Origin of the sequence: Streptomyces sp. NPDC050704 (assembly GCF_040654355.1) — a bacterium.
In the GTDB taxonomy this organism is placed as follows: Bacteria; Actinomycetota; Actinomycetes; order Streptomycetales; family Streptomycetaceae; genus Streptomyces.
The window spans coordinates 1-21,783 of record NZ_JBFAHW010000083.1; the positions used below are offsets into that span (position 1 = coordinate 1).

At 70.1% G+C, this 21,783-nt stretch carries 23 protein-coding genes and 1 pseudogene; 14 read left to right on the plus strand and 10 right to left on the minus strand.

Features of this window, described 5'->3' with window-relative positions; translation table 11 throughout:
• Positions 1–95: 95 nt before the first annotated feature.
• From AB0I18_RS35980 to AB0I18_RS35990, 3 genes and pseudogenes are all read left to right on the plus strand, one after another.
• Positions 96–320 (plus strand): annotated as a pseudogene (locus AB0I18_RS35980) (GNAT family N-acetyltransferase); the annotation flags it as partial.
• Positions 321–381: 61 nt separating this feature from the next.
• The gene (locus AB0I18_RS35985) at positions 382–675 is read left to right on the plus strand and encodes a hypothetical protein (protein ID WP_363109892.1); all 294 of its coding nucleotides are present in this window, start codon (positions 382–384) and stop codon (positions 673–675) included.
• Between the two features lie 146 nt (positions 676–821).
• Positions 822–1,298 (plus strand): DUF6069 family protein, encoded by a 477-nt coding sequence (locus tag AB0I18_RS35990; protein WP_363109893.1) that lies wholly within the window; start codon positions 822–824, stop codon positions 1,296–1,298.
• A gap of 158 nt (positions 1,299–1,456) precedes the next feature.
• Here the strand turns inward: AB0I18_RS35990 and AB0I18_RS35995 are convergent, their stop codons facing one another.
• From AB0I18_RS35995 to hemC, 5 genes are all read right to left on the minus strand, one after another.
• Positions 1,457–2,215, minus strand: a complete 759-nt coding sequence (locus AB0I18_RS35995; RefSeq protein ID WP_363109894.1) for a hypothetical protein — start codon at positions 2,213–2,215, stop codon at positions 1,457–1,459.
• 337 nt (positions 2,216–2,552) lie between these two features.
• Positions 2,553–3,035 carry a DUF5990 family protein gene (locus AB0I18_RS36000; RefSeq protein ID WP_363109895.1) on the minus strand — a complete coding sequence of 161 codons (483 nt, stop codon included), beginning with the start codon at positions 3,033–3,035 and terminating at the stop codon, positions 2,553–2,555.
• A 152-nt stretch (positions 3,036–3,187) separates the two neighbouring features.
• Positions 3,188–3,760, minus strand: coding sequence for a hypothetical protein (locus AB0I18_RS36005; RefSeq protein ID WP_363109896.1), 573 nt, complete (start codon positions 3,758–3,760; stop codon positions 3,188–3,190).
• A 150-nt stretch (positions 3,761–3,910) separates the two neighbouring features.
• Positions 3,911–4,333, minus strand: a complete 423-nt coding sequence (locus AB0I18_RS36010) for a hypothetical protein (RefSeq protein WP_363109897.1) — start codon at positions 4,331–4,333, stop codon at positions 3,911–3,913.
• A gap of 222 nt (positions 4,334–4,555) precedes the next feature.
• On the minus strand, positions 4,556–5,491 hold the full coding sequence (hemC, locus tag AB0I18_RS36015) for a hydroxymethylbilane synthase (RefSeq protein ID WP_363109898.1): 936 nt from the start codon (positions 5,489–5,491) through the stop codon (positions 4,556–4,558).
• Positions 5,492–5,781: 290 nt separating this feature from the next.
• On the opposite strand from hemC, the gene AB0I18_RS36020 reads away from it, so the two are divergent.
• From AB0I18_RS36020 to AB0I18_RS36040, 5 genes are all read left to right on the plus strand, one after another.
• On the plus strand, positions 5,782–6,315 hold the full coding sequence (locus AB0I18_RS36020; protein WP_363109899.1) for a GNAT family N-acetyltransferase: 534 nt from the start codon (positions 5,782–5,784) through the stop codon (positions 6,313–6,315).
• Positions 6,316–6,434: 119 nt separating this feature from the next.
• Positions 6,435–6,671, plus strand: coding sequence for a hypothetical protein (locus AB0I18_RS36025; RefSeq protein WP_363109900.1), 237 nt, complete (start codon positions 6,435–6,437; stop codon positions 6,669–6,671).
• Positions 6,671–7,051, plus strand: a complete 381-nt coding sequence (locus AB0I18_RS36030; RefSeq protein WP_363109901.1) for a toxin Doc — start codon at positions 6,671–6,673, stop codon at positions 7,049–7,051. Before AB0I18_RS36025 ends, AB0I18_RS36030 begins: the two co-directional genes overlap by 1 nt.
• Positions 7,052–7,189: 138 nt before the next feature.
• Positions 7,190–7,639: a hypothetical protein gene (locus AB0I18_RS36035; protein ID WP_363109902.1), complete on the plus strand. Its 450-nt coding sequence runs from the start codon at positions 7,190–7,192 to the stop codon at positions 7,637–7,639.
• 27 nt (positions 7,640–7,666) lie between these two features.
• Complete coding sequence (locus AB0I18_RS36040) at positions 7,667–8,059, plus strand: TetR-like C-terminal domain-containing protein (RefSeq protein ID WP_363109903.1); 393 nt, start codon at positions 7,667–7,669, stop codon at positions 8,057–8,059.
• 24 nt (positions 8,060–8,083) lie between these two features.
• On the opposite strand, the gene AB0I18_RS36045 is transcribed toward AB0I18_RS36040, so the two are convergent.
• Positions 8,084–8,929, minus strand: a complete 846-nt coding sequence (locus AB0I18_RS36045; RefSeq protein WP_363109904.1) for an LLM class F420-dependent oxidoreductase — start codon at positions 8,927–8,929, stop codon at positions 8,084–8,086.
• A gap of 147 nt (positions 8,930–9,076) precedes the next feature.
• Here AB0I18_RS36045 and AB0I18_RS36050 point away from each other — a divergent pair, with 147 nt between their 5' ends.
• From AB0I18_RS36050 to AB0I18_RS36060, 3 genes are all read left to right on the plus strand, one after another.
• On the plus strand, positions 9,077–9,229 hold the full coding sequence (locus AB0I18_RS36050; RefSeq protein WP_363109905.1) for a hypothetical protein: 153 nt from the start codon (positions 9,077–9,079) through the stop codon (positions 9,227–9,229).
• 231 nt (positions 9,230–9,460) lie between these two features.
• Entirely contained in the window at positions 9,461–10,948 is a 1,488-nt protein-coding gene (locus AB0I18_RS36055; RefSeq protein ID WP_363109906.1) for a UDP-N-acetylmuramoyl-L-alanyl-D-glutamate--2,6-diaminopimelate ligase, read from the plus strand.
• Between the two features lie 49 nt (positions 10,949–10,997).
• Entirely contained in the window at positions 10,998–12,731 is a 1,734-nt protein-coding gene (locus tag AB0I18_RS36060; protein WP_363109907.1) for a protein kinase, read from the plus strand.
• Positions 12,732–12,866: 135 nt separating this feature from the next.
• Here the strand turns inward: AB0I18_RS36060 and AB0I18_RS36065 are convergent, their stop codons facing one another.
• Positions 12,867–13,100, minus strand: coding sequence for a hypothetical protein (locus tag AB0I18_RS36065; protein ID WP_363109908.1), 234 nt, complete (start codon positions 13,098–13,100; stop codon positions 12,867–12,869).
• Between the two features lie 210 nt (positions 13,101–13,310).
• On the minus strand, positions 13,311–15,140 hold the full coding sequence (locus tag AB0I18_RS36070; protein ID WP_363109909.1) for a TIGR03767 family metallophosphoesterase: 1,830 nt from the start codon (positions 15,138–15,140) through the stop codon (positions 13,311–13,313).
• Positions 15,141–15,341: 201 nt separating this feature from the next.
• On the opposite strand from AB0I18_RS36070, the gene AB0I18_RS36075 reads away from it, so the two are divergent.
• Positions 15,342–16,160 carry a DUF427 domain-containing protein gene (locus AB0I18_RS36075; protein WP_363109910.1) on the plus strand — a complete coding sequence of 273 codons (819 nt, stop codon included), beginning with the start codon at positions 15,342–15,344 and terminating at the stop codon, positions 16,158–16,160.
• A gap of 145 nt (positions 16,161–16,305) precedes the next feature.
• On the opposite strand, the gene AB0I18_RS36080 is transcribed toward AB0I18_RS36075, so the two are convergent.
• Positions 16,306–17,553 (minus strand): helix-turn-helix domain-containing protein, encoded by a 1,248-nt coding sequence (locus AB0I18_RS36080; RefSeq protein WP_363109934.1) that lies wholly within the window; start codon positions 17,551–17,553, stop codon positions 16,306–16,308.
• Between the two features lie 412 nt (positions 17,554–17,965).
• On the opposite strand from AB0I18_RS36080, the gene AB0I18_RS36085 reads away from it, so the two are divergent.
• A complete protein-coding gene (locus AB0I18_RS36085; protein WP_363109911.1) occupies positions 17,966–18,784 on the plus strand; it encodes a hypothetical protein in 819 nt (272 codons plus the stop codon).
• A 289-nt stretch (positions 18,785–19,073) separates the two neighbouring features.
• Here AB0I18_RS36085 and AB0I18_RS36090 read toward each other — a convergent pair whose 3' ends face one another.
• On the minus strand, positions 19,074–20,090 hold the full coding sequence (locus AB0I18_RS36090; RefSeq protein WP_363109912.1) for a LacI family DNA-binding transcriptional regulator: 1,017 nt from the start codon (positions 20,088–20,090) through the stop codon (positions 19,074–19,076).
• 284 nt (positions 20,091–20,374) lie between these two features.
• Between AB0I18_RS36090 and AB0I18_RS36095 the strand changes: the two genes are divergently transcribed.
• Positions 20,375–21,688 (plus strand): extracellular solute-binding protein, encoded by a 1,314-nt coding sequence (locus AB0I18_RS36095; protein ID WP_363109913.1) that lies wholly within the window; start codon positions 20,375–20,377, stop codon positions 21,686–21,688.
• Positions 21,689–21,783 lie beyond the last annotated feature (95 nt).

Sequence of the window (21,783 nt, forward strand, 5' to 3'; positions counted from 1 at the left end):
GGCGGGCGCGCGCGAGCTGCGCGAGTCGCTGCGTGCCGTCTGTCTCGCGCACGCGGGCCATCCGGCGCATCGCGAGGTGCGCCCCCTGGACGAGCATGCTCCCCGAGTGGCAGGGCCGCGGCCACGGTCGTGCGCTGATGCGGACGTTCCTACGGGCTCTGCGGGACGGGGGAGTGCCCGCCGTCCACCTGTCCATGGTGACGGTCAACGCCGCGGCCAGGGCCTTCTACGACCGGCTGGGCTTCCACGAGATCGAGGTGCCGGACCCCGGACCCGTCACCTACCTGGGGCGCACGACGAAGGACCCCGAAAGGTTTTGAGGTCTGCGTCTTCTCGAACGCCTCGTCTGTCATCGGCGGCTGTGCCCGCTAACGTCGCCCCATGAACGACGAGATCACGACCACGGTCGGCGGAGAGCTCTTCTCCTTCGACGGCCGGGTACTTGAGGTTTTCGGCGGCAGCGGTGCCCGTTTCCACGTGCGGCACATGCATATCCGCGTCAAGGGCCCTGACCGCAAGGGGAACCGGACCATGGAGATCTGCCACGGCCGGCCGGAGGTACCGGGGAACCGCCATATATGGAGGTACTCCGCGAAAGAGTGGGACGAACTGCCTGACCTCGCCCGGTTCCTGGAGACGGTGCAGGCGGCGATCGACTCTGCGGCGGCCCGGTAGGCGGGCGCCCCTGGCACGGCTCCTTCGCATCGTTCGCAGGCATCCGCGGAAAACGTCGTCCGGTGACCGATGAGTTGTGCGGCGCCGCTCGGTCCAACTACACGAAAGGCTTACCAGCCGCCAACGCCGAAGCAGGAGTCAGTGACATGAGCGTGACCGCGTCCCAGGCCCAGAACACCACCCCGTCGTCGTCCTCGTCCCGGTTCGTACGGGCGCTCGCCACGTATCGCGTATGGCAGGTCGGTGCCCTGGCGATCCTCGCCGGTGCCGTCGTGACCGAGGCTTTCGCGCTCATCGCCCGCGGCGTCGGCGTGCCCATGGAGGCGGCCAGCCCCGGCGAGACGGAGGCCGCGGCGATCCCGGTGGGCGGCTTCGCCGGCGGCGTGCTGTTCTGGTCGATCGCCGGCATCGTCCTCGCGGTGGCCCTGGCCCGCTGGGCCAAGCGACCCGCCCGCACGTTCGTGGTGAGCACCGTCGCGCTCACCGTCCTGTCCCTCGCCGGCCCCGCCCTCGCCCCGCACACCGCCACGTCCACCCAGATCGTCCTGGCCGTGTCCCACCTGGTGGCCGCCGCTGTGATCATTCCCCCGGTGGCGCGGCGGCTCTCCCACCAGCATCGGTGACTCAGGCCGCCGGCCGGCCCGGGGCGCCGACTGTGGCCCCGCAGTGAACAAACTTCTGTCAGACCCGGCCACACCTTCGGCACTCGCCGAAGGTGTCCGGCTGTGCGGCACAGTGGTGAGGGCGGGCCGCGGAGACGGCTTCCGGGAACAGGCGCCGCTCAGCGCATGAGTGCGCCGCGCAGTGTGAGGCCGTAGTTGACGCGGAGTCGCCGCATCTCCCAGAGGGCCACCGCGGTGACCGAGAGCGGGGCGCCGAGCATGAGCACGATCCGCACGGGCCCCGGCAGAGTCTCGTAGGCGCCGGTGAGAAGGTCGATGAACGCCATCTCCCATACGAGCGTCATCGTCAGCAGCGGCGGCACCGTCTCGTGGATGTCCGCGGTGCGGAAGACGTGCACGAGGGACATTCCGATGCCGTAGATGACGAACGGGAAGACCCAGAAGAGCGTGAACAGCGTGGCGACATACGTGATCACCGTCATCGGAGGGTTCGTCGCGAACCGGCCCTCGACGACTCCGGTGAGCACGAACGCGGGGAAGACGGCAACACCGGCGATGATCGCCAGGATCGAGCCGAAGGGCTTGGCCGCGCGGCGCAGCAACTCCCGACGGGCAGCCGGACGGGCCGAGGCGAGCAGCAGGCCGACGACCACCGGGAAGGTCACCGAGAGTACGAGGGTGCTGATCCAGGACTGATTGAAGCGGTCGTTGGCGATGTCCCCCGCCGACTGGGCGAGTTTGTAGGAGAGCGTCACCCACAAGACGGCGGCAAGACCGACGATGGTGCGGATCTTCTGGATACGGGCGACCACCGCGTCGTCGACCCGGCCCGGCCGTGACGGCTTGAAGACCCTGCGTCCGACCGCGATGGGGTTGACGGTGCGGAACAGTCTGCCGATCGGTCCCACGGGACGCATGGGTACGGGCCCCGGCTGCGGATATCCGGGGTACGGCGGGTGGGGATATGGCGGGTTGGGCGGGTAACCGCCCTGCGGCGGCACGGGGTTGTACGGGTTCGGGCCCTGAGGGGGAGGGGGCGCGTTGCGACCGTAAGGGTCATATGGTGGCTGCCCCTGCGGGTTCCATGCGTTCATTGCTTCGGTTCCCCCGATTGCGACTGGTGTGACGGACGCGCCGCGGCAGTCTATTGGTTGCACACGGGAAGATGATCTCCCCGCCAGGGGCGGGGCGGGGGCGGACCGGAGGTGTGACGACTGGCTTGTTGTCGTCCTTCCGCTGCTTCTACTTCTGCTTCTACTTGGCGGGTTCGGCGCGTTCGGCGGCTTGCGCGGTCCACGTGATGTGCGGGGGCTCGACCCGTGCGCACAGGGGTCCGCCGCGCGGGTCCGTCAGGCCGAGGCGTCCGACCAGCAGGCCGTCGCGAGCGGCGGCGAGTACCTCGGCAGGCACGACGTCGAGCATGAGCTTGGCGCGGCGGAACATCGTGAAGACACCCGACTCGTCGACCGTGCCCCACGACAGGTAGATGAACCGGCGGCCCAGCCGGTCCTGCACGTAGGGGCCCTGCACCTCGGTGCCGGTCGGCGAGGCGGTCGCGGTGCACTCCAGGGTCCAGGTCGCGGACGGGGCGTCGCCGGGGTGCGGCTCCAGGAGTTCGGCCGGACGGTCACGGCGTTGGACGGCGACATGGACGTTGCCGTACGCGGGGGCGTTGCTGTCGGCGAGGGCCGGGCAGGTGAGACCGGGCAGGTCGACGGCTTCGATGCGGATACGCATACCGGCCATCATCCCGGCCCTCGTCCGCGTCCGATGCGGCGGGGTCCGCGGGCCCTGGTCGCCTGACGCTCGTACCGGCTCCGATTCCGTCGGGCGGGAGCCTGGGACGGACCCTCCCGGCGCCGCCCGCGCCCGCGTCCCGGGTGCGACTGTCAGCCGGCGAACGCCTCGGCCAGGCGGATGCTGTAGCCGTCTTCTTCCATCAGGACGACGGTGACGCCGAAGGGGGAGGGGTGGTCCAGTTCGAGCGGGGTGAAGGAGAAGTCGACGGCGGCCCGGATCGGCGGGACCAGCTCGCCGCCCGGCTGCGGCTCGGGAGCGGGAAGCCAGTGGGGTTCGACCGAGGCCGAGTCTTCGGGGGAGCGGGCCGGGGGCTGTTCGGTGTAGGGGAACCGGTGAAGGACATGGCCGTCCTGCGTGGCGTGCACCATGTTCAGGCAGGGCGCCGGGCCGACGACCGGCAACCGGCAGACGGTGGCGAGGTCCCGGGTCTCCCAGGCGAGGACGACTTCGTCCGCGCCGGCCGCCGCGGCGATGTTCGAGAGCGCGGCGATGCCGGTGAGCGCGTCCTCGCCGGCCTTGATGGGGCGTACCCAGACCAGTCCGACCAGCTCGCCGCGCACCAGCGGCATGATGACCGGGCGGGGCACCGCGCCCTCGGCCAGGTCTGTGGCGTATGCGTTCTTCATCGATCCGACCAGTGCGTCCCACACCTGCGTGTCCACGAACTTCCCCTCACCAACGGCACGTTCACGATCCGGCTGACCCTGTCATGGCAGCCGCTCCGCCGCCAACCGCTCCGCTGTCGGCGGCCGTGGCCGGCCCATCAGCCGCCGTGCCTTACGAGCGGCGGTGCCGCCGCGCTGGGGTACTCCTCAGACGCGCAGGCGAGCGGCCGGCAGGCGCGTGACAGCCACGAAGGTCGCGAAAGCGGCCAGACTCCCGCACGTGAGGCCGGCCCAGTCGGCCCAATGGGGATCGGCGGGAGCGGACAGAACGGCTTCGGCGAGCCTGTCCACGCACCACCCTGCCGACAGTCCGGCCACGAAGGCCGGCCAGCGATGCCGGACCCCGTTGATGACGTCGTCGAGCAGGGCGTGCACGATGCCGACGAACATCAGGACCACCACCAGGTCCCCCCAGCCGAGGGCGGCGGCACCGGCCCCCGCCGCCACGATGAAGAGCCAGACCCGCGCCAGGGGCCAGACCGGTGCGGCATGTCGCGGGGCGTGCCGCGGCAGCCAGAAGAACCGCCGCACGCTTCCTGTGAAACCGTGCTCTTCGTTGTCCGATGTCACATCGTCCCCCGACGCGTGAGGCGGACCGATTCGGCCGGCCCGCTGAGTAGTCCGCGCCTGCCGCTGGATTCGGCTCGCGTCAGGTGGACGTGCGGCAGGCGCCGAAGGTTGCAGTGGCCGGGGATTCCGCGGCAGGCCGTGGGAATCCGCCCGGGCAGGTGGCGCCGCCGCCCAGATGGTCCGGACAGGGTTCGGACGGGGCCCAGTGGATCCCGTACCGGGTCAGTGGGCGATGTTGTCGATCAGTTCGCGTGCGCCCTGGCGCAGCAGTGCGACGGCGACGGAGGTGCCGAGGGTGGCGGGGTCGAGGCGGCCGGCCCACTCGTGGGCGTTGAGCTGGGTCTTGCCGTCGGGGGTGAACACGCAGGCGCGCAGGGACAGTTCGCCGTTCCGCTCGGTCTTCGCGTAACCGGCGATGGGGCTGTTGCAGTGGCCCTGCAGGACGTGCAGGAACATGCGCTCGGCGGTGGCTTCACGGTAGGTGTCCGGGTCGCCGAGGTCGCTGACGATGTCGATGACCGCGGTGTCGTCCGCGCGGCACTGGAGGGCGAGGATGCCCGCGCCGATCGGCGGCATCATCGTGTCGGGGGAGAGGACCTCGGTGATCACGTCCGTACGGGCGATCCGCTCCAGGCCTGAGACGGCGAGCAGCAGCGCGTCCGCCTCGCCGGCCGCCAGCTTCGCCAGCCGCCGGTTGGCGTTGCCGCGGAACGGCACGCACTCCAGGTGCGAATGGGAGGCGGCCAGCTGCGCGACGCGGCGTACCGAGGAGGTCCCGATCCGCGTTCCGGCCGGCAGTTCGTCGAGCGTGAGCCCGCCGGGATGGATGAGCGCGTCGCGGATGTCGTCCCGCTTGAGGAACGCGGCGAACACCGTGCCCGCCGGGAGCGGCCGGTCGGCGGGCACGTCCTTGACGCAGTGCACCGCCAGGTCCGCCGCACCGGCCAGGAGCGCGGCGTCCACCTCTTTGGTGAACGCGCCCTTGCCCTCGACCAGGGCCAGGTCGCCCATCCACTTGTCGCCGGTCGTCTTCACGGGCACGACCTCGGTACGGATGGCAGGGTGGAGCGCGGCCAGTTCGGCGCGCACGCGCTCCACCTGGGCCAGGGCCATCGGCGAGTCGCGGGAGACGATACGGATCAGTTCAGGGACGGACATGCCGACCACGATAGACCGTCAGATCCACCCGCCGACGCCCAACCCGAACGCCCGTCTCCTCGGGATGGCAAGGAAATCGAGCACGTCTTGACCGGTTCGGGGCCTGTCTTCCGTCGGTCTGCGCGCCGCGGTGTCCGACGGCCGCACCGCACGACCACGGTCATTGCGCCGCGCGCCACGGCCCCGCCGCGTGGCACTCCGGGCCCCTGCCCCGACCGACGGGCACACCGCTCGCACCCCTCGTCGTGCGGATATTCGCGCTCACGTCCGCGTATCGACAAGATGGGGGTATGAGCGAGATCCGCACCCCCCGTCTTGTACTGCGCCGCTGGCTGGACGACGACCTGGTACCCCTGTCCGAGATCCACGCCGATGCGGAGGTGATGCGTTGGATCGGGGACGGCGAGCCGCGCTCCCTGGAGCAGACCGCCGAGGACATCGAGGCGTGGGAGGAGGAGTGGGACGAGGAGGGCTTCGGGCTCTTCGCCGTCGAGCTCCTCGCATCCGGGGAGCTGGCCGGTGCGGTCGGTCTGTACGTTCTGGATTCTCCGCCGAAGGTCGCGGGTCAGGTGGCGATCAGCTGGCGGCTCGGACGCATGTTCTGGGGGCAGGGATATGCGTCGGAGGCGGCCCAGGCCGCGCTCGAGTTCGCTTTGCAGGACCGCGGTCTGGACCGGGTCGTCGCCGTGAGCCGGGCGGGCGACACCGCGTCGGCGAACGTACTGGACAAGCTCGGTATGCATGAGGAGACCGCGACGCAGGACCCCGTTCACGGGCACGACCTGCGGATCTACGGGATCGACCTAACGGAGTTCGAGGGCTGACAATCACGTCAGGGGCTCTCGGCGGCGATCGTGGGCGCCGGATGCCCCTCGACCGCCGGCGACGACCGTCGAGTCACCGACCCTCTGCACAACAGGCACCAACTAGGTACCATCGCGGTATGCCATCCCTGAACGTGTCCTTCACCGACGAGGAGCTCGAAGGCGTGCGCGCGGCTGCCGCGGCCGAGGGCAAGAGCCTCAAGCAGTACCTGCACGACCTGGGCGTCCGCGAGATGTACCGTCAGCGGTTCGTCGCCGGAGCGAGCGCATGGGCCGACCGGCTGCGCACCGAGTTCGACGACGCCTTCCCCGACGAGCTGCCGCCCTCCGCGCGCGACGGGGCCGCGGCCGCCTGATGCCCAAGCTCTACATCGACGTCTCCTGGCTCCTGGACGTCCAGGAAGCCGCACTCGACCGTGAGGACATGTCGGTCGCGGACTACTCCGCGCTCGTGGCGGCCGTCGCCCGGCACCGGACCAAACTGCCGACCCTCGAAGCCTCCGACCCGGACACCGCGTGGCGTGCGGCCGCACTGATGCACACCATCGTGCGCCTGGAGCCGCTCCCGTACCGCAACAGCCTGTACGCCGCGTTCGTCGCCGCCCAGTACATGGACCAGTCCGGCGAAGGTATCGACCCGCCCTACGGAGCCCTGTCCGATCTCGTACGCAAGATCCGCGACACCCGCCTCGGCGTCGTCGTGGTGGCGGAGCAGCTCCGCTCCTGGAAGGTATGACGCCGCGACCGCTCACCGACAGCGACGCCGGGATCGCCCGGAGTACGCTGCTTCTCCGGGCGCCACAACCACATGCTGGATCTGGACCACACCGAACGACCGGTGTGCCGACCGCGATCGGACCGAACGGAGGCTCTGATGCGGATCGCTTCGATGCCGTACCTCGATGAACACGCGACGGACATCGCGGCGGGCGTCGACGACGTGTGGCGCAGTCTGGGCGAAACACTGGACCGGTCCTTCTCGCGTCCCGGCGCGGCCGGCTACGCGAGACTGGTCAGGGCCGCCGACCGCGCGGCGTCCGGGCCACGGCCGCTCGCCGAGGGCTCGACGTTTCCCGGGTTCCGAGTGGTGTCCGCGATCCCGGGACGGGAACTGGTCCTGGAGGGGCGCCACCACTTCTCGTCCTACGCCCTCATCTTCCGCCTCGAACCCGTCGACCCCGGCCGGTCACGGCTGCGCGCCGAAAGCCGAGCGGCCTTTCCCGGCCTGGCCGGCAGCCTCTACCGACGGCTCATCATGGGGACGGGCGGGCACGTGAAGGGCATGCGGCGCCTGCTCGCGGCGGTTCGCCGTCGCGCCGAGTAGGACGTACGCGCGGCGTCAGAACTCCTCGTGCACCTCGGGGTCCCCGCCGATCCGCCGGCCAGGGCGCTCGCCGACGTCCTGGTGTCCCAAGTGGGGGCGCCGGCGGGGCTGTTCCGGGACCCCGCGGTGGGCCCGCTGGTGGCCGACCTCGTCGCGGCGGCGCAGGCCGATCCCGACATCAGGCAGGCCGTCGACGAGCACTGGATCAGACCGCGCCGGGACATCGCCGCCCACCTCCTGCACGAGGCGGTCGGGCGCGGTGAGCCGGCCCCCGGCACGGACGTGCCCGTCGCGGTCGACCAGCTCTTCGCGCCCGTCCACCACCGGCTGTTGCTCGGCCACGAGCCGCTCCACGAGGAACTGGCGACCGTGCTGGTCGGCCAACTGCCGGCTGGACTGAGGCCGGGCCGCCACCGGTGACGGACCTGCCACCCCGTGACCGGGTCAGCGGGGCAGGTCGGCGTGCCGCTCCAGGTACGAGGTGACGTCGGCCGGGTCCTCCAGCGGCAGGGGATAGATCAACAGGCGGTCGACTCCGAGCCCGGCGTACTCGCGGGCGGCTTCGGGGGACACCTGCCCGGGGAACGGCATGAAGGTGATGGTCAACCGGCCCAGGCGGGCCGGGCGTTCGACTTCGGTGGCGGCGCGCTCCAGGCCGGCCAGATGCGCGGCGAGGTCCTGCGGGGAGCCGCCGTTGCCGATCCAGCCGTGGCCGCGGGCGACCGCGCGGCGGAAGGCGGCGGGACTGTGGCCGCCGACCATGATGCGCGGCCCTCCGTCCCGGACCGGCCGGGGGTGCGCATCCACGTTCTCGAACGAGACGAACCGGCCGTGGTGGGAGGGGGCGGGGTCGTTCCAGAGGGCGGTCATCGCGTCGAGGTACTCGTCGGTGCGGCGACCGCGCTCGGCCATGGGCAACCCCACCGCGGTCATCTCCGGTTCGAGATAGCCGGCGCCGACACCGAGGATCACGCGGCCGCCGCTGAGGACGTCGAGACTGGCGACCTGCTTGGCGAGTACCAGGGGGTTGCGCTGGGGCAGGATGACGATTCCGGTGCCCAGTTCGAGCCGTCGGGTCAGAGCGGCGACGTATGCCAGGTGCACCAGCGGGTCCAGGATGGGATCCGTCGGCTCCATCGGTGAGTCCGGTACGCGGGGGCTGGGCAGTACGACATGGTCGCCCGCCCACCAGGAGGTGTAGCCGAGTTCCTCCGCGCGCACCGCCAACTTGGCCGTCGTGTCGGGGTGCAGCGTCGCCTTGGCGCTCAACCCGTTGACTCCCAGTTCCATCAGGGACCTCCCGCTCGGCTCCGGGGACCGATGCTGGCGCGTAAGGCTGGGTGGTGTCCAAGACCTGTCGTCATAACTTCCGGCTATGGACGGGCGGGGCCGGGAAGCGCGGCTCTCGGGCCGCTCCGGCGGACGTACACTCGCCACATGGGTCGCACACATGCCGAGAGGGAGAGCCTGCAACGGGCTGCCCGTCGGCTGTGCCCGGTCGCCGCAGGATCGGTGACCGTCGGCCCGGCGACCGCAGCTGATATCGAAGCGCCCGAGACCGGCCGTAACGCGCTGCACGGCCACGGCTAGCGATTCTCCGCGCCCTCCCGAGCTGGGCCACGGCCCCGCCCGGCCCGCTGCACCTTCCACCACACCGCAGAACCTCCGCCGCCGTCCGAGCCGTCACCTCGGGCTCTGACCAGGCGCGTCCGCGGCATCTGCTCACCCGCTCAACGGCACCACCGCAGCGTCCGGCGCACCGCCGGGGCTGCCGCCCGGCGACGGCCGCACGACGGCCGAGCCACCTTCGAAGGGATCACTGTGAAGCTGAGCGAGTTGCTGGCCGGGCAGGAACACGACGTTCTGCAGGGCGACCCGGCGAGGACGGAGATCACCGCGGGAACGGCCTTCGACGCCGACCGGGTGACACCGGGTTCGCTGTTCATCGCCGTGCCCGGCCACCGGGAAGGCGGCCCCGGCTCGGTGGCACCGGCCCTCGCACGCGGCGCGGCGGCGGTACTCGTCGACGCGGCGGCGCCGGAACCCGCGGCGTCGGTATGGGCGTCGGCCCCGCAGGTGTGTGTCGTACGGGTGCCGGAGACCCGGACGGCGGCCGCGGTCGTCGCTTCTCGCTACTTCGGTGAGCCGGGCCGGCAGATGGACATGGTGGCGATCACCGGCACCAACGGCAAGACGTCCGTGTCGTACATGGTCGAGTCGGTACTGCGGATCTCCGAGGGCGCGAAGGTCGGGGTCATCGGGACGGCGGGCAGCCGCATCGGCGACGAGCTGATCCCGATGCCGCGGTCCGTGCTGACCACGCCGGAGTCGCCGGACCTGCAGTATCTGCTGGGGTGCATGCGCGACCGCGGAGTCGGCAGCACGGTGCTCGAAGCCACGTCCATGGCCCTGCTGACCCACCGGGTGGACCGCACGTTCATCGACGTCGGCGTCTTCACCAACCTGACGCAGGACCACCTGGACGACCACGGAACGATGGCCAACTACCGGGACGCCAAGCTCCGCCTGTTCCAGGGCTTGTGCGAGCGCGCGGTGGTCAACGCCGACGACCCGGTGGGCGCCGGGATCCAGGCGATGATGCCGGGCGCGGTGACCACGTACGCCCTGGAGGCCGAGGCGGACTACCGGGCCACCGACATCTCCGTGGACGCCTTCGGCACGCGTTTCATCCTGCACCACGACGGCCGCAAGTATCCGGCGGCGATCCCCGTCCCGGGCCACTTCTCGGTGGCCAACGCGCTGGCCACCGTGGCGGCCTGCCACCTTCTGGGCCACGACCTGGGCGGGCTGGTCGCCGCCCTTGAGCGGATGCCCGCGATCCCGGGCCGGTTCGAACGCGTCCATACGCCGCGCGGCACCTCGGTGATCGTGGACTACGCCCACTCACCGGACTCCCTGAACAAGGTGCTCACCACCATCCGCGGTTTCGCACGCGGCCAGATCATCACCGTCTTCGGCTGCGGCGGGGACCGGGACACCACCAAGCGGGCGGACATGGGCAGGATCGCCGGAACCCACTCCGACCTGTGCGTCCTTACGTCGGACAACCCCCGCAACGAGGACCCCCAGGCGATCCTGGACCAGATCGCCCCCGGCATCGTGGAGACCGGCACGCCGTTCGAACAGTTCACCGACCGCCGCCGGGCCATCGCCTTCGCACTCTCCGCCGCAGGACCGGACGACATCATCCTGATCGCGGGCAAGGGCAGCGAGCCCCACCAGATCGTCGGCGAACAACTGCTCCCCTTCAGCGACATGGCGACCGTGCTCGAACTCACCAGGGGATAGCACCCCGCCTGGGCAAACCGCTGTCCGAGCTCTCCTCTAAGCTCCGCGCATGAACGAGGCGGACTCCGGCAGACGGGTCATCGACGGACGGTTCAGGCTGGAGTCCCGGCTCGGCGGCGGCGGGATGGGTACGGTCTGGCGGGCCACGGACCTGGCGCTGCACCGGAACGTGGCCGTCAAGGAGGTGCGGCCGCCCGACCCGGCACTCGCCGAATACGACCCGGACGGCGCGCGGATGCTGCGGGAACGGGTGCTCCGCGAGGCCAGGGCACTGGCGAGGATCGATCACCCGAACGTCGTGACGATCCATCACATCGTCGACGCGGGCGAGGGCACCTATCCGTGGATCGTCATGGAACTGGTCAGCGGCGGCTCACTGGCCGACCGGCTGGACCGAGGACCGACGGACCCGGTCGAGACGGCACGCATCGGGCGCGACGTGCTGGCCGGGCTGCGCGCCGCGCACGACGTGGGCATCCAGCACCGGGACGTCAAACCCGCCAACGTGCTGCTGCGCCTCGACGGCCGCCCCGTGCTCACGGACTTCGGGATCGCGGCGATCCGCGAATCGACGGCCCTCACCGTCACCGGATCGATCATCGGTACGCCCGACTACATGGCACCGGAGCGCATCTCCGGCCATGACGACGGGCCGGCAGCGGACCTGTGGTCGCTGGCGATGATGCTGTACGCCGCAGTCGAGGGCCACCATCCGCTGCGTCGTGGCTCGACGCTGGCTACACTCGCGGCCGTCCTCAACGACGAGGTCCCGCCGCCGGTGCAGGCCGGGCCTCTGACGGACGTGCTGATGCGCGTACTGGTGCGGGATCCGTCGGCGCGGCCGGATGCCGAGAGCGTGGACCGGATGCTCGCGGCGGTGGCCGAAGGCCGTGCGGAACCCCCGTCCTGGCCGACGCCTCCGTCGGATGCCGGGACCGGGACCTCCTCCGTGCCCGCGCCCGGCCCGATCGGATTCGGTCCGCCGACGGGGTATCCGACACCGCAGGACGCCGTCCCCCGGCCGCCCGCCGCGCCCATGCCGTATTCGTATCCGTCGGGTCCGCCCGGTGCGCCGGCGCCCGTAGGCCCGGCCCGGCGAAGCCGCTGGGCCGCGGTCGTCCTGTCCGCCGCTGGAACCGTGCTCGCCGGCGTTCTGGTGTGGTCGCTCCTGCCGGACGCCGAGCAGTCCGGATCCTCGGCCGCCCCGGATTCGGCGAACGGGACGAGTGCGAGACCGTCGACCAGCGGTGACCCAACGCCGAGCAGCACCTCTCGGCCGAGCAACTCTTCCACGCCCACCTCCGGCCCTACCGAACCGGGGAGAACCACCGATCTGCTGACGCCGGACGGCATCCGCACCGCGATCAAGGCGTTCAAGGCGGAGACGGGCAGCGACCGGTTCGGCAGCTTCTCGGTGTACCCCGAGCACGTCTCCGCCTACGTGATGGTCAAGGGCAGCCGGACCAGGTACGACACCTACACGTACCGCGTCGAACGGGGTGTGGAGAAAGGCATCATCAAAGGCACGTTGGCCGGCGGCCGACAACCGGTGAGCCTGGACGGCTTCGACTGGGACGCGGTTCCCGCGCTGTTGGCGGAGGCCGGGAAGAGGCTGAACGTCGACGATGTCACAAGCCGGTACCTGCTGGTCGAGCAGCCGAACGACGTGTTCGACACCCCCGCCGGCATGGCCGTGTACCTCAGCAACGAATACAGCGAGAGCGGCTATCTGACGGCCGACACCCGTGGCAAGGTGACCAAGGTGATGCCCGCCGACGGATGATCCCGTGGCCGTCCCCGGCCTGGAACCCACCCAGGGGTGAGACCCGGCGGGGACACCTCCGGCTGAGGTGCCCCCGCCCGTCGGGGCTGAACTGTCCTGGGCTGCCTCGTGTCCGTGACCGCCCAACGCCGAGCGTCAGTCGTGCAGCCGGGTCCGCAGCAGCTTCTTGCCCAGTTCGGCGCCCTTGCGGCTGTCGGCCTGCGCCTTGCGGAACAGCTCCACTACCTCGGTGTCCTTGGTGCGTTCCGCGTCCTGGATGTAGTTCTCCAGGCGAAGTGCGTTGTTGAGGCACGCCTCGACGTACCAGATCAGGTTGTAGTCCTTGTCCCGCGTGCCAGTGACGTCACCGGTTTCGGTGCTGCTCGCCATGCTGGATCTCCTCCGTGTCGTTGATCGGGCGTCCCTCCCGGGGACAGGAGGGTGTTGCCTGCCGCGGCCTGCACGTGGTGAACCTTCGAAGCGGCTGACGAGTACCCGAGGAGTCCTGCCGTACGCCTCCGTGCGGCCTCCGAGAAGGGGACGGGAGGCAGTGGTCGGACCGGCGGGCGCTCGCGTGGGCCGTAGGGTCGGCGGCGGACGTCACCCCGACGCGGGCGAGACCACCAACAGCTCCGTATTGCGGTCCCCGGCGCCGCCCGCCCAGCCCTCGTGGACCCCCGCCGTCATGCCCTCGGCCAGGCCGGGAGCGTTGTACGCCAACTCCCTGTACAGGGAGGCAAGACCCACCGCCGACAGATCGGCGAAGTCCGGCTCGGTCCGGTGCGGTGCGGCGGATTCGATGAGGGTGGTGAACAGGGACAGTGTCCCGTCCCCGTTGTCGGCCAGTTCGATCAGGCGAGCGTGGTGCGGATAGTCCAGGTGGGAGGCGGTGTTGACCTCCCAGAACGAGCGGGCGGGCGTCGCGTGCGCATGCGGTGTGATCCGGTTGACGTGGCTGTGGCCGTTGATCCAGGCCACCACGTTCGGGTACCGGCCGAGCAGGGCGAGGACCTCCGCGCCGTCGTGACGCGGCTCCTCCGTGCGGGCCGCGTCGGGACGGCGGGTCATGCCTGCACTGTGGTGATGGCTGAAGACCAGGATGTGAGCGTCGTCGGCCCCGGGATTGCGTACCAGACGGCTGTCGGCGTCGTAGGACCGGGAGCTGTGCGCGGCCAGGGTCCGTTCCAGCCAACGGAGTTGACCGGTGCCGAGCGAACCCTCGTAGTGGCCGCTGCGGTACGTCGTGTCGATGCTGATACCGATGACGTTCTCGGCGATCCGGAAGGCGTAGTACATCCGGTCGCCGTCCAGGTTGTCCTCCGCGTAGCCGTGGCCGACCGGACCGGCACCGGCATGGGCGGGGTCGAGATGCGCGGCCAGATAGTCGTGCGGGGTGTACAGCCGGCGCCGCTCGTCGGCCGTCACGGTCCGCGCCGAGGCCGCGTGCCTGCCCAGGATCGCCCTGAGCACCTCGCTCTTCGGGTCGTCGCCCGTCTGCAGCGCTTTCCCGTAGGCGGCCGCGTCCGAATCCGGCACCGACAGCAGCTTGCGGGAGCCGACGGCGAACTCGTTCAGCAGGGGCGACAGACAACCGCCGGGCAGATCGTCGTGGTTGCCGACCGTGGAGTACCAGGGAACGCGGAGCCCCGGGCTGGTCACGGGTCGCGTCACCGCGTCGAGGAAGCCGGGTATCCGCGGCAGGCCGCGCCGCTTGTCGACGTCGCGCAGGGCCGCGTCGTCCGGGTGCCAGTAGAGCGGCAGGCCGGAGCTCTGAACGCCTTCGTAGGCCGTCGAGTCACCGGTGTTGGGCGTGATCCGGCCACCGCTCATCAGCGTCAGGAACCACTCCAGCTCGATCATCGAGTTGTTGTCGACGTTGTCGCCCGTCGTCATCACGAAGGCCGGCGCGAGGCCGGTGTACGGGCCCTTGCCGAGCGCGTTCACCTGCTCCACGAGTGCGACCGCACCCGCCACCGTCAGCGCCTCCTGCGCCCGCCACGAGGTGAGCGTGCGGGCGCGCAGGAACTCCGTACGCAGCGGGTTCTGCACATCGGTGAGATGAAGGTCGGTGAACTGCACGAAGCACGCGAGCGCGGTACGCCGGTCCTCGCGGCCGCTGCCGGCAGCGGCGAGTTCTCCCCGTACGGCCAGGGGCCAGCCGGGTCCGGAGACCAGCCGCCGGAAGCGGTCGGCGGGTCCGCCGCCGAGGACGGCTGTCGTCTCCAGCGTGGTCGCCGCATACGGCGCCGACCGGCGGACGGTGCGGGCCGGATGTCCGGCGGTGGCCCGCACCGCCTGCTGTACCGGGGGTAGCCGCCGCTGCCGGGGCACGAGAGCTGCCGCCGTTCCGGCCGCTCCCGCCACGGCGGCGCCGGAAGCGAGCAGAAAACGACGGCGGTTGATCGGGGATGCGGGATCGGTGCCGATCATGGGGCGGCCCTCCGGTGCCTCCGAGTGATTCACTGAGTGGAATCACTCAGTCAGATCCCAGGGGCACCGGCGTGGCGCCGCCGTGAACGCCACCGGAACTTCGCCGCCCGCCGGTGGGCCGAGTTGCGGGGAGTTCGGTGATCGGCGTCACCGATGGAGATCAAGTACGGGACGCCCGTACGCTCCGGTCAGGAGGCACACATGAACCCACCGAGCAACAGTTCGCCCGCCGTCCCGGTGCTTCGCCGCTCACCGGAACCCGCCGACAGCGTCGTCTGGGAGCCCAGCGAGCGCTGGGTGCGCGGGAGGAAGGGCGAGGTCACCGTCGTCGACAGCCGACGGCCGATCCTGGTCTGGGAACCGGGCCGTCCGGTGCCGCTGTACGCGTTCCCGCACGACGACGTCCGGACCGACCTGCTGCGAAAGGCCGAGCGGCCCGCCACCCGGCGGCACGCCGGCGCGACACTCTTCTACGACCTCGAAGTCGACGGTGAGACCATCCACAGCGCGGCATGGACCTACCCCGGTGAGGAGTTGGCAGGCCACATCTCCTTCGAGTGGTTCGGGCGGGACGTGCTCGACCACTGGTACGAAGAGGAAGAGGAGATCTTCGTGCATCCGCGCGACCCCCACAAGCGGGTCGACGCCGTGCCCAGCACCCGGCACGTCCAGGTCCGCATCGACGGCAGCCTCGTCGCGGACACCCACAGGCCGATACTCCTCTTCGAGACCCACCTCCCGGTCCGGTACTACATCCCGCGCGAAGACGTCCGCCTCGACCTGCTCACTCCCGCGGATCACGAGACCCGCTGCCCCTACAAGGGCGTGGCCACCGAATACTGGTCGTGGGAGGGCAACGATCCGCTGACGAACATCGTGTGGAGCTACCCCGACCCACTGCCCGCCGTCAGCAACATCAAGAACCTGGTGGCCTTCTACAACGAAGCCGTCGACCTCATCGTCGACGGAGAGCACCTGGAGCGTCCGGTCACCGAATTCATCAAGCCGCCTAAACAGTGAGCGCCGGCCGTGGCCGGTGACTGGCGGGTGGATCGGATCGGGAGTGCTCTGAGGGGCATTGCCCCGGCCGGGGGAGGGCAGCCGGCAGTTGTCGAAGTTCACGCACCGGCGGCACGGCGGCGGACCGTGACACCGCCGTGTATCGCTACCGGCGGCGCAGGAGCCGGCGCGCGCTGAGCGCCAGGCTGACGTCCACCAGGTCGGTCGGGCGGGCCAGGGACCGGCCCGTGAGCTGTTCGCATCGGCGCAGGCGGTTGAGGACCGTGTTGCGATGACAGTAGAGGCGTTCGGACGCGCGCTGTGCGGAGCCGTCGCACTCCAGCCAGACGGCCAAGGTGTCGAGGAGCACGTCTCGGTCGGACGGCTCCAGATCGAGCAGGGGTCCGAGCACCTGATCCGCGAGGGAGTTCCCCAACTCCGGCGCGGTGACCAGCAGTGCGGAGGCCAGGTGATCCCGGAGTGCCACGGTGCCACCGGTGTCCGGACAGATGCGCAGGGCCATCTCCGCCTGCCGCCGGGCTTCGCCCACGGCTGCCAGGCCCTCGACGGTCGTACTGATCCCGACCCGTCTGCCGGGCTGCCCGCCGAACTCCTCGGCAAGGCGCTCGGGGCCCGTGTCTCCCACCGCGACGATCGCGTACTCCACGGCATCGCCCCGGTGCCACAGGAGTCGCATGCCGAGCGATGCGGGCGCCGGGGCGGCGCGGCTGTGGGCGAGCGCAGTGCCCGCGGTGACGCCGACAACGGCGTAGTGGTCCTGCTGGGGAAGGGACAGGGCGGCGGCGACCTCGGGCAGTTCGGCGATGCGGGTGGTGCCCGCGAGGAGGGCGGCCGTCATGAGGCGGAGGCGGTTCTCGCGGCGCCAGGCCTCCCGGCGCCGCATCTCCCGGTAGGTGTCGGCCGCGATGGCACAGTGCTCGTCGACGAAGGCCCAGACATCGCCGGCCACATGGACCAGCAGGCGTACGTCCTCGGGAGCGCGGCGCGCGGTCGCGGCGAGGAGGCCCTGCCACACCAGGGATCCACCGAGCCGGAAGGCGTGCAGCAGAGCTTCCAGCGGCCGGCCGCGCTCGGCCCACGCGGCGGCGATGTTCCGTGAGCAGTGCCGGGCCGTGTCCCGGGTCGTCCTCGAACCGAGCAGCGAACCGACGCTGTGTTCCAGCGACCGGTACGCCTCTTGCCGGGAGGCCTCGGCGTCTTCCCTGAGGAGAGCGCGGTACGTCGGTTCCTCTTCGCGCAGAGCGGCCATCAACCGGTCTGTCAACGCGGAGAGGTCACCCAGCAGCTCGCGCGCGGCTCGATGAAGCACGTCGAGCGCCTCGGCGTCGACCAGCGAGCGCCTGCGCCCGGCGCGCGAGGACGGGACCGAGGGCTGCTGGGGAAGCGCCCGCATCTGGTGTCGTACGGCGTTGTGCATTGCGGTCCTCCGCCGAATACGGCTCGCTCCGGTGCGGAGCGTGGCCGCGGCTCCGCACCCTTGTGGGATCGAAGAATGGCATACCGTCCAGTCGGTACCTAGGGGTGTGCAGCAGTTTCTTCCGGGCGTGGGTCACGAGGCGGGAAGTGGGGCGGGAAGTGGGGCGGCTCGCGCCGCGCGGGGCGGACGGGCAGGAAGGCGCTGAGGTTGCCTCACCTTTCCGTCGGTGCACGGATGTTGCGGTGTCCTGGAATGGTGACAACGGTGTCAGAGGTCGAGGACATCGCTTTCCCGAGGCCTCTGGGGTGACGCATGGTGATGGCACAGCAGATTGCTGGCTGGGCCGAGAACACAGGATCGGCCCGTGTGAGAAAGGACCGCATCACCCATGATCTCCACCCGCCGTACCAAGTCCGTCGTGATCGCCGCCGCCTTAGCCGCAGGCACTGTGCTGCTGACGGCGTGCCAGAACGACTCCGCGGAGGGCGCGGGCAAGTCCGTCGACAACGCCGCCGGTGCCGCGGCCTCGGCGCAGGCGGTCTCGAAGGCCAAGGGAGTCAGCGGGACTTTCACCGGTGGCGTGGTGGAGTACCTGGCTCCGGGCAAGTACATCGTCAACACCATCGAGAAGGACCAGCAGTTCTTCGTCGCCGAGGACACGAAGGTGTTCGGGGCGGGCGTCATCTGCGGCGACTACCCGACGGCTGACACCGCCTGTACGACCGATGAGCTGGAGAAGGTCCTGAAGGGTGGGTCGGTGTCGGCGGACGTGGTGATGAAGGACGGCATCGCCACGAAGATCACCGAGACGGCCGCGCCGGACGAGGGCCCCGCCGTCGACGACAGTGCCGACAACTCCACGCCCGCGCCCGGCAACTCCACTCCCGAGGGCGAGGACAGGTCCGGCGAGGGCACGATCGAGGGCATCAACCAGGGCAAGGGCGTCAACGGCACATGGTTCGGAACGGTGTCCTACCTGGCGCCGGGCAAGTACACGGTGTCCGACATGAAGGGCACCCAGCAGCAGTTCTTCATCGCCGAGGACACGAAGATCTGGGGAACGGGCGACATCTGCGGTGACGAGGACGGGCAGGCCGCCACCGAGTGCACCGAAGCCGATCTCGAGAAGGCCGCCCAGGGCGCCGGCGTCTCCGCCGAGGTGAAGATCAGCAACGGCACCGCCACCACCATCACCGACGATCACTGATTCCTCACTCCGCCCCACCTGCCCGCCCCGGTGGGAGCCGGACCCGCTATCCGCCGGCCGAGACAGCCCTCGGCCGGCGCGACTCGCGGATGATCGCTGGAATCCGCCCTTGGTTCTGCAGGTCTCGGCTGTTACCGGGATGGCCGCCCCAGCAGGGGGACAAGCCTGGGAGTCGGGACTGCGCGAAAAGGCAAGGGAGTCGGGGCGCCGGATGCCTTGCTGACCGGAACAGACCCGCACGACGAACCGATCGCTGAACCACCACCCGCGCGGCCCGTCCACCGGCGTCTCAGGACGATTCGCGTACCACGAGTTCGGTGGGAAGAACGACGTGCCGACGCGGCTCGTCGGGGTCGTCGATCTCCTCCAGGAGGATCTGGGCGATCGTGCTGCCGATCTCCTCGACGGGCTGACGCACGCTCGTGAGGGGCGGGTTGCTGTGCCGGGCGATGATGGAGTCGTCGAATCCGATCACTGCCACGTCGTCGGGGATGCGGCGCCGCTGCCTGCGCAACTCCGCCAGCGCCCCTACCGCCATGACGTCCGAGGCGACGAACACGGCGTCGAGATCGGGGACTTGTTCAAGGAGTGAACGCATCGCGGCCTCGCCGCCCTCCTCGGTGAAGTCGGCCGAGGCCACGAAACGGTCCGATGCGTCGCGGCCCGCCTTCTCCAAGGCCTCACGCCAGCCCTGGAGCCGACTGCGCGCCACGTCCATGTCGAGGGGCCCGCTGATCGTGGCGATGGTCCGCCGTCCTCGCGCGAGCAGGTGGTCGACGGCCGCCGCGGCCCCGCCCGCGTTGTCGGAGTGCACGTGGCTGAGCGACTCGTCACGGGAGCGGCGGCCGGCGAGCACCGTGGGCAGCCCCATGTCCTCCAGCAGCCCCGGCAGCGGGTCGTGTTCGTGCACCGAGACCAGGAGAACTCCGTCGACACGGCGCTCCGCCACCGACTCGGTGAGCTGGTCCCGCTCGGCCTGGTCGCGTACGAGTACCAGCTGGAGCTGCGTCCGTGTCTCCGCGAGGGCGGTGCTGACGCCGCGGATGACCGCCGAGAAGTAGGGCTCCGAGCCCAGCCTGCTCTCCGACTCGGGGATCACTAGGGCCACGGAGTTCGTCCTGCTCGTCACCAGCCCCCGGGCGACCGAGTTCGGTACGTAGTTCAGCTCGGCGATGGCGGCGAGCACGGCGGCCCTGGCCTTGTCGCTGACGAGCTCCGAGCCGTTGATGACTCGTGAAACCGTGGTGCGTCCGACGCCGGCACGCGCGGCCACGGTCTTGATGGTCGGGCGTTGCCTGCCCCCCATGACGACTCCCTTGATCCGCGCTGCTCGGACGGGCTTTCACCTGCGCATTGTGCCAGACCGAGGCAGAGCGTCCGCAGGGTCCGGGCAAGGGGGCAGGACACCTTCCCGCAACGAAGTGGATTCAACTTCTTGACAGACCCCTTTCACGGCGGCCAGGCTTCGAGCTTCTGAGTGGGCACGTTCCCATTGCCGTTTGGGAACGTACCCACCAGACAAATCGTGCCTACGGAGCGGACCGTGGGGCTCGAACTCCGGTGCGTCAGCGCCGCCGCTAGGAGGACGAAGTGGACAAGTTCCGAAGGAAGTTGCGTACGAGGCTGGTGGCCGCCGTATCGGCTGTGTCGGCTCTCGGTCTGGTCGCGGGCTGCGGGGGCAGCAGTGACGGGGGGACCGGCGGTGGGAAGAAGGACGGCAAGGTCACCATCACCATGGGGCTGTTCGGCGTCATGGGCTTCAAGGAGACCGATCTGCTCGACAGGTACATGAAGGAAAACCCGAACGTCACCATCAAGGCGGACGTCGCGGGCGACGAGCAGACCTACTACACCGCCCTGCAGACCCACTTGGCCGCCGGCAGCGGGCTGAAGGACATCCAGGGCATAGAGATTGGTCGGGCCAAGGAACTGTCCGACACCCAGAAGGACAAGTTCGTCGGTATGGCCGGCATGACCGGGACGGACCACTTCCTTCCCTGGAAGCAGAGCCAGGTCACCACCTCGGACAAGAAGGTCATCGGCCTCGGCACCGACATCGGCCCGATGGCGGTCTGCTACCGCAAGGACCTCTTCGAGCAGGCCGGCCTGCCCACCGACCGCGACGAGGTCGCCAAGCTGTGGGAGGGCGACTGGTCGAAGTACGTCGACGCGGGCAAGCGGTTCAAGAAGAACTCGAAGGACGACAAGGTCGCCTTCATGGACAGCTCCAGCGGGCTGTTCAACGCCATGATCTACGGCGCCCCCCAGCAGTTCTACGACAAGAAGGGTGAGCTGATCTACGCCACCAACCCTGTCGTGAAGGACGCGTGGAAGCTGGCCTCCGAGGCGGCCACGTCCGATCTGACCGCGAAGCTCCGCCAGTTCCAGCCCGGTTGGGACCCCGGTCTGGCCAACAGCACCTTCGCCAGCACCGTCTGCCCGGCGTGGATGCTCGCGCACATCAGCGAGAAGGCGGGCCCGAAGAACAAGGGCAAGTGGGACGTCGCCAAGGCACCCAAGGGTGCCAACTGGGGCGGAGCGTTCCTCGGCGTGATGGAGCAGAGCCCCGTCAAGAAGGAGGCGCAGGAGCTCGTGGCCTGGCTCACCGCCCCTGAGCAGCAGGCCTACATCTTCAACAAGCTCGGCAACCTCCCCTCGTCGCAGACCGCGTTGGAGATGCCCGAAGTGGTCAACGCCAAGTCGGACTACTTCAGCGGCGCGCCCATCGGGCAGATCTTCGGCGCCGCGGCCCAGGAGATCCCCGACGAGCAGGTGCTCGGCCGCAAGGACGGCACCATCAAGGACATCTTCTCGCAGGGCCTGACCTTGATCGAGGCGCAGAACAAGAGCCCGAACGAGGCATGGGAGACCAGCGACAAGCGCATCGAGAAGGCTGCCGGGTGACCTCGGGTCCCGTCGTCCAGCTCCGTTGAGGCCTGTGTCGAAAGTGGCGCCTGCCGGGCGAAAACCCAAGTGCGTCCATGCCCTTCGGGCGGACG